Origin of the sequence: Terrabacter terrae, from assembly GCF_039529575.1 — a bacterium.
In the GTDB taxonomy this organism is placed as follows: Bacteria; Actinomycetota; Actinomycetes; order Actinomycetales; family Dermatophilaceae; genus Terrabacter; species Terrabacter terrae.
On record NZ_BAAANB010000021.1, the window covers coordinates 868,944 to 882,951 of the forward strand.

The window sequence follows — 14,008 nt, forward strand, 5'->3', positions numbered from 1 at the left end:
GACGCCTCGCCGCCGCGTCGTAGGGTGGGGCGCGTGCGCATCGCGAGGTACACGACCGGGGACGACCCGGCATACGGCATCGTCCAGGGCGACCCCGGGGGCGAGGTGATCACGCCGCTCGCCGGTGACCCCCTCTACGTCGGGCTCCAGCCCAGCGGGCAGCCCCCTGTCATGCTGGAGGACGTGCGCCTGCTCGCGCCGGTGATCCCGCGCTCCAAGATCGTGGCGATCGGCAAGAACTACGCCGACCACGCCAAGGAGATGGGAGGCGAGGCGCCGGCCGAGCCGATGATGTTCTTCAAGCCCAACACCTCCGTCGTGGGCCCGTTCGACCCGGTCGTGCTGCCCGCCGGCAGCGGCGAGGTCTCCTACGAGGGCGAGCTCGCGGTCGTCATCAAGACGATCACCAAGGGGGTCAAGGCCGAGAACGTCGCCGAGTGCATCTACGGCTACACGATCGCCAACGACGTCACGGCGCGCGACTGGCAGCGCACCGACGGCCAGTGGGCCCGTGCCAAGGGCTTCGACACGAGCTGCCCGCTCGGCCCGTGGGTCGAGACCGAGCTCGACCCGTCGGACCTCAAGATCGTCACGACGCTCGACGGGGACGTGAAGCAGGACGGCACGACGGCCGACATGGTCCACGGCATCGCGAAGATCATCGAGTACGCGTCCGCCGCCTTCACGCTGCTGCCCGGCGACATCGTCCTCACCGGCACCCCCGCCGGCGTCGGCCTCGTCGAGGCCGGCCAGCAGGTCACCGTGGAGATCGCCGGCATCGGCTCGCTGACCAACACCTTCGTCCGCCGCTGAGCCCGCGCGCCGCTAGGGTCGAGCCATGAGCCACGACGACATCACTGCCGCCGCCGACCCCCGCGACCCGTCCCGGGACGAGGGCTACGTCGGTCGCCACGCCCGCCCGGGGGCGCCCGACCAGGGCCCCGACGAGGACACGACCTACGACGCGAGGCACGACGACATCGAGGGCACTCCCGGCGCCGTGCAGCGCTGACCGGCTCGCGCCCAGCGGACCACCGACGCCGCCCAGCCACCAGGCTGGGCGGCGTCTCCGCGTCCGGGCCCTCGCGGGCCGCCCACTAGGCTGGGTGGCACCATGAGCGACAACAGCAGCAGCACCGGTATGCCGTCTTCTCCCGCCAGCGCGACCGTCCCCGACGCGCTCGACCCGACGCAGGTCGAGGTCCGCCTCGAGCAGGCGCAGCGCGTCTCCACCTCCGACGGCTCCGGCCCGGTCCGCACCCGTGTGGCCCCCTCGCCGACCGGCGACCCGCACGTCGGCACCGCCTACATGTCGCTCTTCAACCTCGCCTTCACCCGACAGCAGGGCGGCCAGTTCGTCCTGCGCGTCGAGGACACCGACCGCGTGCGCTTCCGCGAGGACTCCGAGGCGCAGCTCTACGACACCCTGGCCTGGCTCGGCCTGCACTGGGACGAGGGCCCGGACATCGGGGGCCCCTTCTCGCCGTACCGCCAGTCCGAGCGGCTCGACACCTACCGCCCGTACGTCGAGCGGCTCATCGAGTCCGGCCACGCCTACTACTGCTGGTGCTCGCGCGAGCGCCTCGACCAGATGCGCGAGGTGCAGCAGAAGACGAAGCAGCCCACCGGCTACGACCGCATGTGCGTGGGCAGGACCCGCGAGGAGCGCGCGGCGCTGCCGGGCTTCACCGAGACTCCCGTCGTGCGGATGCTCATCCCCGACGACGCGCCGCTCGTCTTCGACGACGTCATCCGCGGCAAGGTCTCGGCTCCGCGCCCCGACGACCAGGTGATCCTCAAGGCCGACGGCTTTCCCACCTACCACCTCGCCGTCGTCGTCGACGACCACCTCATGGGCATCACGCACGTGGTGCGCGGTGAGGAGTGGATCAGCTCGACGCCGAAGCACATCCTGCTCTACCGCTGGCTGGGGCTCGAGCCGCCGAAGTTCGCGCACATGCCGCTGCTACGCAACACCGACAAGTCGAAGATCTCCAAGCGCAAGAACCCCGCCGCACGCCTCACGTGGTTCCGGGAGCAGGGCTACCTGCCCGAGGCGCTCGTGAACTTCCTTGCGCTGCTTGCCTACCCGCCGCAGCAGGACGCCGAGGGCGCCGACGTCGAGGTCTTCACCTTCGAGGACTTCAGCCGCACCTTCGACTGGGCCAAGGTCAACCCGATCGGGCCGATCTTCGACCTCAAGAAGCTCGACTGGCTCAACGGCGTCTACATCCGCTCGCTCGGGCTCGGTGACTTCGCCGGCCGCCTGCTGCCCTACCTCGTGGCCGAGGGCGTGCTGGGCGAGACCCAGTCGCTGGGTGAGCTCGCCCGGCTCAAGTCCGTCGCGGAGCTCATCCAGACGCGCATCGCGCTGCTCACCGAGGCGCCCGCGCTGGTCCGGCCCTTCTTCGTCGCCGACGACGCGCTCCTCATCGACGACGACGCCCGGGCCCAGCTCAAGGACGACGCCCCCGCCGTGCTCGACGCCGCCCTCAAGGTGCTCGGCGACATCGACGACCAGGGCACCGGCCTGCTCGGCAGCGACAGCCCGTGGAACGCCGCCCGCATCGAGGAGTCGCTGCGCGCTGCGATCGTCGAGGGGCTCGGTATCAAGCCACGCTTCGCGTTCGGTCCGCTGCGCACGGCGGTGTCGGGCGCCCGCATCTCCCCGCCGCTCTTCGAGTCGATGGAGATCCTCGGCAAGACCTCCACGCTCGCCCGCCTCCGCTCGCTGCGCGACTCCCTCTGAGGGGCCTCGCATGGGGGAGCGCGCCGTCTGGCCGCTGCACGGCATACGCCTGCGCACGGCAGAGCTCGACCTGCGAGTGATGACCGAGGCGGACCTGCCGACGCTCTGCGAGCTGCTGCCCGACGACCTGCAGATGAACCCGCACGCCACGACGTATGCCGGTCTCGACAACCGCGCGAACCGCCGGGCCGTCCTCATGCAGGGCTACTGGCGCGCCCTCGGCATGTGGTCCCCGGACGACTGGGCGCTGCCCTTCGTCGTGCGGTCCGGTGACCACGTTCTCGGCGTCCAGTGGCTCGAGGGCCCCGACTGGCGGGCCGACCGCACCGTCGACTCGTCCTCGTGGCTCCTCCCGGGCGCCCGGGGCAAGGGCCTGGGCACCCAGATGCGCTCGGCCGTGCTGGCCCTGGCGTTCGACCGGCTCGGGGCGTCGGCCGCCATCAGCTCGGCGGTCGTCGACAACGGGGCGTCGCTGGGGGTCTCACGCGCGCTCGGCTACCGGGAGACCCACCGCTCCGTGCTCGAGCACTCCGGCGAGGCGCTCCAGCACGTGCGGCTCGAGCGTGCGTCCTGGGACGAGTCCCGACGGTCGAGCGGCATCCGGGTCGACGGGGTGCGCCCCGCGTTGCCCTACTTCGGCCTCGAGGACCAGGAGTGAGCCACGTGTCCCTGCAACACCTCTTCGCGGACGCCGAGGCCCTGCTCCTCGACGTCGACGACACCATCGTCGACACCCGAGGGGCGATGGTGGCGGCGGGCACCCACGCGGCCGCGACGCTGTGGCCGCACCGGCCCGGTGCGCACCGGGCGATGGCGCAGCGCTACTACGACGACCCCGAGCGGTGGTTTCCCCGCTATGCCGCAGGAGAGGTGGCGTTCGAGCACATGCGAGCCGCCCGCCTCGACGAGGTCGCGGCGGCCTTCGGCCTGGACGTCCCGGACGACGGACACCACGCGTACGAGGAGGTGTATGCGCCGGCCTTCCGCGCCGCCCAGCGGCTCTTTCCCGACGTCCCGGAGCTGCTCTCCACGGCGGAGCGGCGGGGGATGCCCATCGCCCTGCTCACCAACTCGGCGCACGCGCCGACCACGGTCAAGCTCGAGGCGCTCGGCCTCGTCGACCGGTTCGACGTGGTCGTCACCACCGACACCCTCGGCTTCGGCAAGCCCGACCCGCGCGTCTACCGCGAGGCGTGCCGGCTCCTGGGCGCAGGGCCGGCCGGGGTGGTGTGCATCGGCGACAGCCTGCCGTGGGACGTGCTCGGCGCGCAGGCCGCCGGGCTGCGCGCGGTGTGGCTCGACCGTGAGGGCCGGGGGACCGCGGAGCCGGTGGCATCGGTGCGCGGGCTGGACGAGGTGACGGCGGCCCTCGGCGGCCGATTTGGGCCACCGCGCAGGGACCGGTAGTATTCCCATTCGGTTCACCCCGTAGGGGCCGCAAGGCGCCGCTCGGAGTGAAACCCCTTGGGGTATGGTGTAATTGGCAACACTACGGTTTCTGGTTCCGTCATTCTAGGTTCGAGTCCTGGTACCCCAGCTCTGGTCCACGGCAACGTGGTCCGATTCGGAGAAATCCCGCCTTCACGGTAAGGTTTCTTCTCGTGCCGAGTCCGCTCGGCACCGCTCACGGCCCCGTTGTGTAGCGGCCTAGCACGCCGCCCTCTCAAGGCGGTAGCGCGGGTTCGAATCCCGTCGGGGCTACGTGATGCTCGCAGGAGCAGCAGGAAGACCCCGGTCCACCACGGACCGGGGTCTTCCTGCATGTGGGGCGCACCCGCCCGGACGGCGACCTATGCTGGCCCTCGCAGGGGCCGAAGCCACGAGGAGCAGTCGCCATGACCGCACCGGGCGCCGCCGTCACTGCCGCGGACAGTCGCCGGCACCGAGCCCTGCGCGTCGGGCTGGGCACACCCCACCGGGTCCTCGAGACGACCTTCTCGGGCGTGGGGCTGACGGTCGCCGCCTGGTTCTTCGCCCTGTCGCTGCTGCCCTCGCTGTTGCCCCGGGCAGCGGTCGTGCAGGGCATCGTCTCCGGCGTCACGGTGATGATCGGCTACGGCCTTGGAGCGGCGGCACAGGCCGTCTGGCACTACCTCGGCATCCCCTCCGTGCCGGGGCGGGCGCACGGGGTCCTCGTCACGGTGTTCGTGGGGCTCGGCCTCTGGGCCGCCGTCTTCACGGGGTGGCGCCAGCTCGGCTGGCAGAACGAGATCCGGACCCTCTACGGCATGCAGCCGGCCTCGCCGACGGTGTGGCCCGTCATCATCGGCGTCACCGTCGTGCTCGCGGTGCTCGTCCTCGTCGTCGCCCGGAGCCTTCGGCTGCTCTTCGACTCGGTCTTCCGCTGGCTCGGACGGCGGATGCCGCGGCGGGTCGCCGTCGTCGTCGGGCTGGTCCTGCTCCTGACCCTCATCTGGTCGCTGCTGACCGGTGTCCTCGTCAACGGGTTCTTCGCCGTCGCCAACAACATCTTCGCGCCCCGGGACACCCTCGTGGCCGCCGACATGCACCGCCCGCTCTCCCCGGAGCGGTCCGGGGCGCCGCAGTCCCTCTCGCGCTGGGAGCTGCTCGGCCGGCAGGGCCGCTACTTCGTCGGCGGAGGTCCCACCGTGGCCCAGCTGAACGCGGTCGACGGCGGGGGAGCCAAGGAGCCGATCCGGGTCTACGCCGGCCTCCAGTCGGCCGACACGGTGCAGGGCCGCGCCGACCTGGTCCTCGAGGAGCTGAAGCGCACCGGCGCCTTTCAGCGCAGGGTCCTCGTCGTCGCCACCACCACCGGCACCGGCTTCCTCGACCAGAACGGCACCGACCCGATCGAGTTCCTCTGGAACGGCGACACCGCCATCGCCGGCGTGCAGTACTCCTACCTCCCGTCGTGGATCTCGCTGCTCGCCGACCAGGATGCGGTGCGCGAGACCTCCCGCGTCGTCTTCGACACGGTGCACCAGTACTGGGCGACCCTGCCGGCGGGTGCCCGCCCCCGGTTCTACCTGTACGGCCTGTCACTCGGCTCGCTCGGGGTCGAGAGCATCCTCAGCTCGGTCAACGTCATCAACGAGCCCATCGACGGCGCCCTGATGTCCGGCCCGACGTTCGTCAACGAGCTCCACGCGCGGCTGACGGCCCAGCGCCAGCCCGGCAGCCCGGCATACCTGCCCATCTACGAGCAGGGGCGCACGGTGCGCTTCACCGCCGAGCAGGACGGCCTCGACCGGGGCTCTGCCCCGTGGGGCCCCACCCGCGTGGTCTACCTGCAGCACGCGAGCGACCCCATCGTCTTCTTCTCGCCGAGACTGGCCTTCTCGTCACCCGAGTGGCTGGCGAACGGGGAGCGTGGTCCGGACGTGTCGCCCCGGATGGGGTGGTTCCCCCTCGTCACGATGTGGCAGGTCCTCCTCGACCTGCCGGGCGCCGGCAGCATCCCGTGGGGCTACGGGCACCTCTACTCCGTCACGGCCAACCTGGAGTCGTGGGTCGGCGTGACCAATCCTCCGGGGTGGACCGCCGCCAGGACCGCGAAGCTGGCAGCGGTGCTGGAGAAGCGGCCCTACCGCAGCGACTGACGAGGTTCGGCGACGCCTTCGAGTCGTTCGGCGCTCACGGCCACCTGGGCCACCCGGCGCAGCGCCAGCAGGACCGGATCGGTCAGCACCGTGCCGAGCACCACGTGGCGCATCGCGTCGGCCGGTGGCATGTCGGCCAGCTCGGGCGCCACGTCGGTGCGCGCGACCGCCCACATCGCCGTGAACCACGTCGCCAGCTGCTCGTCCGTGACGACCCATCCCGCGGCCTCGGCTGCCTCGAGGGCCGTGGCCAGCTGCTGGCTCGCTGGGGAGAGGCCGCAGTCCGGGGCGCCGAGCGCGACGACGCGGCGGCTGGCCGGGGTGTCGAGCGCGGATGAGGCGCAGTGGCCGGGGGCACCTGCGGGCCGCAGCGCGTCCTGGGCCACGCCCAGCAGCTCGTGCCGCGTCGGCGGGGGCGAGTCGAGCGCGTCGACCACCTCGCGGACGCGCTCGAGCGGCAGGCGGCCCACGTCAGCGAGGGTGCGCACGAGGCGGACCCGCTCGAGGTGGGTCTCGTCGTAGCTCGCGCGAGTCGCGCCCTCGATGGTGCCCGGGTGCAGCAGTCCCTCGCGCAGGTAGTACTTGAGCGTCGCGATGCTGACGCCGCTGCGCTCGGACAGCTCCGAGATCCTCATGGGTCCTCCCTCTTGACGTTGGATAGTTCTACTCTCCAAACTGTGGATAGTCCAACTATCCAAGGAGTCGGCATGGCCACGTTCCAGCACACCAGCCATATCCACGACGGCGAGCTCGCCGTCTTCCTCATCGGGATGCGGGTGAACCAGCCGTGGCGTCCCGACCTCTGGATGCCCGTCGCCGCAGCCATGCCCCGCATGCTCCGCGAGCTCTACACGGCCAAGGTCGCCGCCGCGCGCGGCGACGGCCCCGACCTCGGTTTCCTCGAGGCACGCACCCTCGTCGGCGCAGGCGGCCCCACCGTCGTGCAGTACTGGCGCAGCGCAGACGACATCTACGCGTACGCCAACGCCGCCGAGCACGCGCACCGCCCCGCCTGGACGGAGTTCTACCGGCGCAGCCGCCGTGCCACCGGCGCCGTCGGCATCTGGCACGAGACGTATGCCGTTCCCGCCGGGGGGCACGAGAGCCTCTACCTCGCGATGCCCCCGACCGGGCTGTCCAAGGCCTTCCCGACGACCGGCGACCGGAGCCGTCGCCGGCACGCCCGCCTGCCTTCCACCGAGGCTGCCACGACCGACGCCCCCGCTGCCTGAGCAGCCGGGGACGGCGTGCGGGCGTAGCGTCAGCCGAGCTCGCGCAGGCCGGGGAGGATGTCGGCGGAGAACTGCTCGAGGAAGCGGCCCTGGTCGTGGCCCGGCGCGTGGAAGACGACGTGGTCGAAGCCCCAGTCGACGTACTGGCGCACCGCGTCCACCGCCTCGGCCGGGTCGCTCGTGACGATCCAGCGCTTGGCGATCTCCTCGTCGGACAGCTCGTCGGCGAGGCGCTCCATCTCCACCGGGTCGTCGACGCCGTGCTTCTGCTCGGCGGTCAGTGACAGCGGGGCCCAGAAGCGCACGTTGTGCAGCGCCTGCGCGGGGTCGCGGTCGTAGGACAGCTTGATCTCGATCATCCGGTCGATGTCGGCGCGCGTGCGGCCCGACTTCTCGAGCCCCTCGTCGACCGCAGGAAGCAGCTTGTCCTCGTAGAGCTCCCGGCCCTTGCCGGAGGTGCAGATGAAGCCGTCGCCCGACCGGCCGGCATACCGCGCGACGAGCGGCCCGCCTGCTGCGACGTACACCGGGATCGGCTGCTCGGGGCGGTCGTAGACCGTCGCCGCCTGCGTGCGGTAGTAGTCGCCCTCGAAGTCGACGCGCTCCTCGGTCCACAGCCGGCGCATCAGCGTGACCGCCTCGCGCAGCCGCGCGAAGCGCTCCTTGAACTCGGGCCACGGCGAGCCTGAGGCGCCGACGGCCACCTCGTTGAGGGCCTCGCCGGTCCCGATGCCCAGCACGATGCGGCCCGGGTTGAGCGCGCCCAGCGTGCCGAAGGCCTGGGCCACGACCGCGGGGTTGTAACGGAAGGTCGGCGTCATGACGGAGGTGCCGAGCTGGATGCGCTCGGTGCGCTCGCCGGCGGCGGCGAGCCAGCTCATGGCGAAGGGAGCGTGCCCCTGCTGGTGGCGCCACGGCTGGAAGTGGTCGGAGATGAACGCGGAGTCGAGCCCGACCTCCTCGGCCCGGGCGGCATACGTGACGAGGTCGCGTGGACCGAACTGCTCCGCGGACGCCTTCCAACCAACCTTGAGCACACCGACTCCTTCGGGACTGGGGGAGTGAACCCCGCCAGCCTACGTCCGGGTGCCGAGAGGCCCGCGGCGGCGGACGACGTCACCAGTGGACGACGACCTTGTCGCCGATCCGCACCTCGTCGTAGAGCCGGATCAGCAGCGCCTTGTCGCGCACGTTGACGCAGCCGTGCGACGCGCCGGCGTAGCCGAGGCGGGCGAAGTTCGAGGAGTAGTGCACGGCCTGGCCGCCGGAGAAGAACATCGAGTACGGCATGGGCGTGTGGTAGAGGTTCGAGATGACATCGACCTGCTTCTTGTAGACAGGGAACACGCCCTCGCGGGTGGGCAGCTCGTCGCTGCCGAACCGGACGTCGAAGCCGTACTGGGGCACGCCGTCGACGACCCACGTGAGCATCCGCGTCGTCTTGCTGACGCACATGACGCGTCCGGTCAGGCACCGCGGGTCCACGTCCCACGCGGCGTTCTGCGGCTTCGCCTCGACGGGCTTCGGCTTGACGTTGGCGAGCTCGTCGGTGGTGGGGACGCGCGTCATCGAGACGAGCCGGTCCCAGGTGACCTGGTCGAGGCTTCCGGTGGCGTCGAGCCCGCGCTTGGCCTGGAAGCCCTGGACGGCAGTGCTCGTCACCGAGCCGTAGCGGTCACCGACGTCGCCCGAGAACCAGCCGATCTGTCGCAGCCGCGCCTGCAGCGCTCGCACCCGCGGACCCGTGTCGCCGGCCTGCAGCAGGACGACGGGTGCCGGTTTCGGCTTCGTCTCCGTCGGCGTGGGTGCCGGCGAGCTCGGAGGAGTCACCGTCGGCGTCGCGGCCGTGGGCGTATGCGTGGTGCTCGGCGACGCCGTCGGGCTCGCCTCCGGCGTCTCCTCGGTCACAGGCGCCGTCGACGTCGTCGTCGGCGCTGCCATCGAGGGGCTCGAGGCGCCCGGCGCCTGGGCGAGCCGCGTGGCGGCGACACCCGGTCCCCGGTCCGGGCCGCAGGCAGTCGTGGTGGCGACGAGAGCGACCGAGCTCGTCAGGAGGCTACCGAGGAGCAGGGCGCGGCGCAGGCCGCCCGCCGTCCGAAGCGGTGAGGTGGCTGTCTGCATCGTGACCCCTTGTCTGAGACGAGACGGTGCCGTGCGTCGGTGCACTGCAACGAGGGTGACGCGGGGACGACCCGAAAGGTTGTCAGCGTGCGGCGCCGGGGGCAGATCGTGACCGATCCGTTGTGCTCCGCCGCGAGTGAGACCGCCCCCCGACGCCGTTGTCGGAAGGCGGTGGACCAGGGGGAGGGAGGGTCAGGCGTTCTGCTGCTGCTGTTGCTGCTGCTGCATCGCGTGGTGGCGGCGCAGCACCTCGGTCAGCTTGTTGGCGCCGGCGACGACCGTCGCGGCGTGCAGCCGGCCGGGCTGGCGCGACAGGCGCTCGATCGGCCCGGAGATCGACACGGCGGCGACGACGCGACCGGACGGGCCGCGTACGGGGGCGGACACGGAGGCGACGCCCGGCTCGCGCTCGGCCACGCTCTGGGCCCACCCGCGGCGGCGGACGCCGGAGAGCGCCGTGGCGGTGAAGGCCGCGCCCTGCAGGCCGCGGTGGAGGCGGTCCGGCTCCTCCCACGCGAGCAGGACCTGGGCCGCGGACCCGGCGAGCATCGAGAGGGTGGCGCCGACGGGGATCGAGTCGCGCAGGCCGACCGGTCGCTCGGCGGCCGCCACGCAGATGCGCTGGTCGCCCTGGCGTCGGAAGAGCTGCGCGCTCTCGTTGGTGTGGTCGCGCAGGGCGCCGAGCACCGGGCCGGCTGCCGCGAGCAGCCGGTCCTCGCCTGCGGCCGAGGCGAGCTCGCCGAGACGGGGCCCCAGCACGAAGCGACCCTGCATGTCGCGGGAGACGAGCCGGTGGTGCTCGAGGGCCACCGCCAGGCGGTGGGCCGTCGGACGGGCGAGGCCGGTCGCCCCGACGAGCTGCGCGAGGGTGGCGGGTCCGGCCTCGAGGGCGCCGAGCACGGTGGCGGCCTTGTCGAGGACCCCGACCCCAGAAGAGTTGTCCATGCACTGATATTGACGTCTCAATGTCTGAGACGTCAAGCCACCTGACCTGCAAAAGGTCCACGCTGGCGGAAGAGCGATGTCGCGACCCCGTCCCCGATGGCGCGCGCGCTCGAGCAGGAAACGCCGCCGAGTGGAAGTGGAGTCATGGCAGGGACACTGGCCGAGAAGGTCTGGGACGCACACGTCGTCCGTCGCGCCGAGGGAGAGCCGGACCTGCTCTACATCGACCTCCACCTCCTGCACGAGGTCACCAGCCCCCAGGCATTCGACGGGCTGCGCCTCGCCGGGCGCACCGTGCGACGCCCGGACCTGACGCTCGCCACCGAGGACCACAACGTCCCCACGACGCCCGGTCCGATCACCGACCCCGTGTCCAAGGTGCAGGTCGAGACGCTGCGCCGCAACTGCGACGAGTTCGGTGTCCGGCTCTATCCCATGGGTGACGCCGACCAGGGCATCGTCCACGTCGTCGGCCCCCAGCTGGGCCTCACGCAGCCCGGGATGACCGTCGTCTGCGGCGACAGCCACACCTCGACGCACGGCGCCTTCGGGGCGCTCGCCTTCGGCATCGGCACCTCGGAGGTCGAGCACGTCCTCGCCACGCAGACCCTGCCGCTCAAGCCCTTCCGGACCCTCGCCGTCAACGTGCGCGGAGCGCTTCCGGACGGCGTCACGGCCAAGGACGTCGTCCTCGCCGTCATCGCGAAGATCGGCACGGGCGGCGGCCAGGGCTACGTCATCGAGTACCGCGGCGAGGCCATCGAGGCCCTCTCGATGGAGGCCCGGATGACGGTCTGCAACATGTCGATCGAGGCGGGCGCCCGCGCGGGCATGATCGCCCCGGACCAGACCACCTTCGACTACCTCCAGGGGCGGCCGCACGCGCCCACCGGAGCCGTCTGGGACGCCGCCGTGGCCGAGTGGACCGCCCTGCGCACCGACGACGACGCCGTGTTCGACGCCGAGGTCGACATCGACGCCTCGTCGCTGACGCCCTTCGTCACGTGGGGCACCAACCCCGGCCAGGGCCTCCCGCTCTCGGCGTCGGTGCCCGACCCGGAGGAGTTCGCCGACGAGAGCGAGCGCCTCGCCGCCGCCAACGCGCTCGCCTACATGGGCCTCGAGCCGGGCACCCCGCTGCGCGAGATCAAGGTCGACACCGTCTTCGTCGGCTCATGCACCAACGGCCGCATCGAGGACCTGCGCGCGGCTGCCGCGGTCGTCCAGGGCCACCGGGTCGCCGACGGCGTACGCATGCTCGTCGTCCCCGGGTCCGCGAAGGTGCGCCTGCAGGCCGAGTCCGAGGGCCTCGACAGGGTCTTCACCGACGCGGGAGCCGAGTGGCGCCTGCCCGGCTGCTCGATGTGCCTGGGCATGAACCCCGACACCCTCGCGCCGGGGGAGCGCAGCGCGTCGACCTCCAACCGCAACTTCGAGGGCCGCCAGGGCAAGGGTGGTCGCACGCACCTCGTCAGCCCGCTCGTCGCTGCGGCGACCGCCGTCCGCGGCACCCTGTCGAGCCCGGCCGACCTCGACACTGTCGCCCAGCCCCTCGACCAGCCGGCCGAGCTGGCGTCCGCCACCACCGGAGAGGCCTGAGCCATGGAGAAGTTCGAGACCCACACCGGGGTCGGCGTGCCGCTGCGCCGCAGCAACGTCGACACCGACCAGATCATCCCCGCCGAGTACCTCAAGCGCGTCACCCGCACGGGCTTCGAGGACGGGCTCTTCGCCGCCTGGCGCAAGGACGAGTCGTTCGTCCTCAACAACCCCGTGTACGCCCGTGGCTCCGTCCTCGTCGCCGGCCCGGACTTCGGCACCGGCTCGAGCCGAGAGCACGCCGTGTGGGCGCTGATGAACTGGGGCTTCCGGGTGGTCATCAGCTCCCGCTTCGCCGACATCTTCCGGGGCAACAGCGGCAAGCAGGGCCTGCTGACGGCGATCGTCGCCCAGGACGACGTCGAGCTGATCTGGAAGTACCTCGAGAACAACCCGGGGGCCGAGATCACCGTCGACCTCGTGGGCCGCACGGTCCGGGCCGGAGAGATCGTCGCCCCCTTCGAGATCGACGACTACACCCGCTGGCGCCTGCTGGAGGGGCTCGACGACATCGGCCTCACCCTGCGACACGAGGACCTCGTCGCCGAATTCGAGTCCCACCGTCCCAGCCACAAGCCGGTGACCAGTCCCGCCTGACCCGGCGGCCAGGAGCGGCCCTCCCAAGCCTTGTCAGAGCGGATCCCCTTGATGGTCAAGGGGATCCGCTCTTTCGTGCGCCGGGCCGGCGCCACCTGGGCTGTCGTGTGCGAGCCGCCCGGGGGTGACGCAGACCCGTCAAACACCTTGCGACACAACGAAAGACCCGGAAAGTGGTGATGGACGTGCTTCCAGAGTCGGCCTAACGTCAGGAGGTAGCCGGACCTGTTCCGGACGCACATCGTCGGGTCGCCTGACGCCGACAGTCCTCTGGAGGGGAAAAGACGTGAACAAGGCAGAACTGATCGACGCGCTGGAGACCCGGCTCGGCAACAAGAAGGTCGCCTCCGAGGCCCTGGAGGCCTTCCTGGACGTCGTGATCCGAGAGGTCGCCAAGGGCGGCAAGGTGGGCATCACCGGCTTCGGCACCTTCGAGCGCGCCGACCGCGCCGCGCGCACCGGCCGCAACCCCAAGACGGGAGCGACGGTCAAGATCAAGAAGACCCGCGTCCCCAAGTTCCGCTCGGGCACGAACTTCAAGGAGATCGTGTCGGGCTCCAAGAAGCTCTCGAAGACGGAGTCGGCTGCCTCCCGCGCGTCCGCCGGGTCGGCGGCGGCGGCCGCGACGAAGTCGGCCGCCAAGAAGACGGCGACGAGGAGCACCGCCAAGACCGCTCCTGCCAAGACCGCTGCCAAGACGGCCACAAAGTCGGCGGCCACCAAGTCGGCGGCCACCAAGTCGGCGGCCACCAAGTCGGCGGCCCGGACGACGACGAAGGCCGCCGCCACCAAGGCGGCTCCGGCCACGCGGGCAACCGGCCGTGCCGCCGCCACGAAGTCGACGGCGACCAAGGCGACCCCCGCCAAGCGAGGGAGTGCGACGAAGGCCGCGGCCACGAAGGCCACGACCAGGTCCGCCGCGACGAAGTCCGCTCCCGCCAAGACCGCCGCCTCGAGGTCGACGGCAGCCAGGTCGACCGCAGCCAAGTCGACCGTTGGCACGACGACCGCTGCGAAGCGGGCGGGCACGACCAAGGCGGCCCCGGCGAGCAAGAGCACGGCCAGGACCACCGCCGCGAAGACCACGGCAAAGGCTGCCTCGGCGGGCTCCGCAGCCGCCAGGAAGACGACGGCCAGGAAGACGGCGAAGAAGACCGCCACTCGCTGACGCCCGACAGGCACCCGCTCAGGTGGGCCCGGCC

Annotated in this window: 14 protein-coding genes and 2 tRNA genes; 12 read left to right on the forward strand and 4 right to left on the reverse strand. The window is 71.7% G+C overall.

What is annotated here, in order from left to right; translation table 11 throughout:
• Positions 1-33: 33 nt before the first annotated feature.
• The 8 genes from ABD194_RS14130 to ABD194_RS14165 all read left to right on the forward strand — a co-directional run bounded on the left by ABD194_RS14130 (position 34) and on the right by ABD194_RS14165 (position 6,312).
• On the forward strand, positions 34-813 hold the full coding sequence (locus ABD194_RS14130) for a fumarylacetoacetate hydrolase family protein (RefSeq protein ID WP_343992411.1): 780 nt from the start codon (positions 34-36) through the stop codon (positions 811-813).
• Between the two features lie 25 nt (positions 814-838).
• A complete protein-coding gene (locus tag ABD194_RS14135) occupies positions 839-1,012 on the forward strand; it encodes a hypothetical protein (protein ID WP_343992413.1) in 174 nt (57 codons plus the stop codon).
• A 297-nt stretch (positions 1,013-1,309) separates the two neighbouring features.
• Positions 1,310-2,749 (forward strand): glutamate--tRNA ligase, encoded by a 1,440-nt coding sequence (gene gltX, locus ABD194_RS14140; protein WP_425580015.1) that lies wholly within the window; start codon positions 1,310-1,312, stop codon positions 2,747-2,749.
• Positions 2,750-2,759: 10 nt separating this feature from the next.
• Entirely contained in the window at positions 2,760-3,407 is a 648-nt protein-coding gene (locus ABD194_RS14145; RefSeq protein WP_343992417.1) for a GNAT family N-acetyltransferase, read from the forward strand.
• Positions 3,404-4,156 (forward strand): HAD family hydrolase, encoded by a 753-nt coding sequence (locus ABD194_RS14150; RefSeq protein ID WP_343992419.1) that lies wholly within the window; start codon positions 3,404-3,406, stop codon positions 4,154-4,156. Before ABD194_RS14145 ends, ABD194_RS14150 begins: the two co-directional genes overlap by 4 nt.
• Before the next feature lie 58 nt (positions 4,157-4,214).
• A tRNA-Gln gene (locus ABD194_RS14155) sits at positions 4,215-4,286 on the forward strand.
• 91 nt (positions 4,287-4,377) lie between these two features.
• Positions 4,378-4,450, forward strand: a tRNA-Glu gene (locus ABD194_RS14160).
• Positions 4,451-4,584: 134 nt separating this feature from the next.
• Positions 4,585-6,312, forward strand: coding sequence for an alpha/beta hydrolase (locus ABD194_RS14165; RefSeq protein ID WP_343992421.1), 1,728 nt, complete (start codon positions 4,585-4,587; stop codon positions 6,310-6,312).
• Here ABD194_RS14165 and ABD194_RS14170 read toward each other — a convergent pair.
• Positions 6,297-6,947, reverse strand: a complete 651-nt coding sequence (locus tag ABD194_RS14170; RefSeq protein WP_343992423.1) for a MerR family transcriptional regulator — start codon at positions 6,945-6,947, stop codon at positions 6,297-6,299. The genes ABD194_RS14165 and ABD194_RS14170 overlap by 16 nt on opposite strands.
• 72 nt (positions 6,948-7,019) lie before the next feature.
• Here ABD194_RS14170 and ABD194_RS14175 point away from each other — a divergent pair, with 72 nt between their 5' ends.
• Positions 7,020-7,544: a DUF4188 domain-containing protein gene (locus ABD194_RS14175; RefSeq protein WP_343992425.1), complete on the forward strand. Its 525-nt coding sequence runs from the start codon at positions 7,020-7,022 to the stop codon at positions 7,542-7,544.
• A gap of 29 nt (positions 7,545-7,573) precedes the next feature.
• Here ABD194_RS14175 and fgd read toward each other — a convergent pair whose 3' ends face one another.
• The 3 genes from fgd to ABD194_RS14190 all read right to left on the reverse strand — a co-directional run bounded on the left by fgd (position 7,574) and on the right by ABD194_RS14190 (position 10,610).
• Entirely contained in the window at positions 7,574-8,581 is a 1,008-nt protein-coding gene (fgd, locus tag ABD194_RS14180) for a glucose-6-phosphate dehydrogenase (coenzyme-F420) (RefSeq protein ID WP_343992427.1), read from the reverse strand.
• Positions 8,582-8,660: 79 nt separating this feature from the next.
• Positions 8,661-9,665 carry a L,D-transpeptidase family protein gene (locus tag ABD194_RS14185; protein WP_343992429.1) on the reverse strand — a complete coding sequence of 335 codons (1,005 nt, stop codon included), beginning with the start codon at positions 9,663-9,665 and terminating at the stop codon, positions 8,661-8,663.
• A gap of 192 nt (positions 9,666-9,857) precedes the next feature.
• Positions 9,858-10,610, reverse strand: coding sequence for an IclR family transcriptional regulator domain-containing protein (locus ABD194_RS14190; RefSeq protein WP_142184312.1), 753 nt, complete (start codon positions 10,608-10,610; stop codon positions 9,858-9,860).
• Positions 10,611-10,754: 144 nt separating this feature from the next.
• Between ABD194_RS14190 and leuC the strand changes: the two genes are divergently transcribed.
• The 3 genes from leuC to ABD194_RS14205 all read left to right on the forward strand — a co-directional run bounded on the left by leuC (position 10,755) and on the right by ABD194_RS14205 (position 13,974).
• Positions 10,755-12,209, forward strand: coding sequence for a 3-isopropylmalate dehydratase large subunit (leuC, locus tag ABD194_RS14195; RefSeq protein ID WP_343992434.1), 1,455 nt, complete (start codon positions 10,755-10,757; stop codon positions 12,207-12,209).
• 3 nt (positions 12,210-12,212) lie between these two features.
• The gene (gene leuD, locus ABD194_RS14200) at positions 12,213-12,806 is read left to right on the forward strand and encodes a 3-isopropylmalate dehydratase small subunit (RefSeq protein WP_343992436.1); all 594 of its coding nucleotides are present in this window, start codon (positions 12,213-12,215) and stop codon (positions 12,804-12,806) included.
• Between the two features lie 286 nt (positions 12,807-13,092).
• Complete coding sequence (locus ABD194_RS14205; protein WP_343992438.1) at positions 13,093-13,974, forward strand: HU family DNA-binding protein; 882 nt, start codon at positions 13,093-13,095, stop codon at positions 13,972-13,974.
• Positions 13,975-14,008 lie beyond the last annotated feature (34 nt).

Excerpts from the sequence above, each read along its gene's own strand:
- ABD194_RS14135 (WP_343992413.1), top strand. The coding sequence starts at position 839 with ATGAGCCACGACGACATCACTGCCGCCGCCGACCCCCGCGACCCGTCC.
- gltX (WP_425580015.1), top strand. The coding sequence starts at position 1,310 with ATGTCGCTCTTCAACCTCGCCTTCACCCGACAGCAGGGCGGCCAGTTC.
- ABD194_RS14145 (WP_343992417.1), top strand. The coding sequence starts at position 2,760 with ATGGGGGAGCGCGCCGTCTGGCCGCTGCACGGCATACGCCTGCGCACG.
- ABD194_RS14165 (WP_343992421.1), top strand. The coding sequence starts at position 4,585 with ATGACCGCACCGGGCGCCGCCGTCACTGCCGCGGACAGTCGCCGGCAC.
- ABD194_RS14170 (WP_343992423.1), bottom strand. The coding sequence starts at position 6,947 with ATGAGGATCTCGGAGCTGTCCGAGCGCAGCGGCGTCAGCATCGCGACG.
- ABD194_RS14175 (WP_343992425.1), top strand. The coding sequence starts at position 7,020 with ATGGCCACGTTCCAGCACACCAGCCATATCCACGACGGCGAGCTCGCC.
- ABD194_RS14185 (WP_343992429.1), bottom strand. The coding sequence starts at position 9,665 with ATGCAGACAGCCACCTCACCGCTTCGGACGGCGGGCGGCCTGCGCCGC.
- ABD194_RS14190 (WP_142184312.1), bottom strand. The coding sequence starts at position 10,610 with ATGGACAACTCTTCTGGGGTCGGGGTCCTCGACAAGGCCGCCACCGTG.
- leuC (WP_343992434.1), top strand. The coding sequence starts at position 10,755 with ATGGCAGGGACACTGGCCGAGAAGGTCTGGGACGCACACGTCGTCCGT.
- leuD (WP_343992436.1), top strand. The coding sequence starts at position 12,213 with ATGGAGAAGTTCGAGACCCACACCGGGGTCGGCGTGCCGCTGCGCCGC.